Raw genomic sequence first — 591 nt, forward strand, 5'->3', positions numbered from 1 at the left:
GCCGGTGGCGGTGACGCCGCCGGCGCGGGCGCTGGGGGCGCCGGGGGCGCGGCCGCGCTGGTCGCCGGCATCGCCGGGCTCGCCACCTGGGCGATCATGACTGCCACCTATGTCCCGATGCTCCGCTACTACCGCCAGCCGGTGTGGACGGCTGTGGCCCTGCCCGCCGTCGCCGCCCTGTACACGCTGATGACCGTGGACTCGGCCGTGGCGCACTGGCGCGGCCGAGGCGCCGCCTGGAAGGGCCGCGCCTACTCGCCGTCCGCCTCGCCCGCACCGTCCGCCTCAACCCCGACGGTGGGCTCCGACAGCGCCACCGGCACCTGACCGTCCCAGCCCTTCCCCGCCACCGCCAGAGCGCCGGTCGGGTAACCATACGTATCCCTCCTGAACGATGGCACGCTCCGATGGACGCCGGCCATCGGAGAAGATCAGCGTAATTTTGTCGTTATGTACGTTTTCGCGACCAAAAAGCGTACATAACGACAAACTCTTCTGGATCATGACCTGTGCGGGCGGCCGTGGATGAGATCCGCGCTACCTGACCGGCGCTCTAGGCGAGCATGCCCGTGCCGGCTTCTGACGCCGGGC

At 70.2% G+C, this 591-nt stretch carries 1 pseudogene; it reads left to right on the plus strand.

The features are described 5' to 3' along the window. A pseudogene (locus NBW84_RS23910) lies at nucleotides 1-327 on the plus strand (glycosyltransferase); the annotation flags it as partial. Between the last annotated feature and the right edge of the window lie 264 nt (nucleotides 328-591).

The sequence above is a fragment of the Protofrankia sp. CiP1_Cm_nod2 genome, assembly GCF_920664355.1.
Lineage (GTDB): Bacteria > Actinomycetota > Actinomycetes > Frankiales > Frankiaceae > Protofrankia.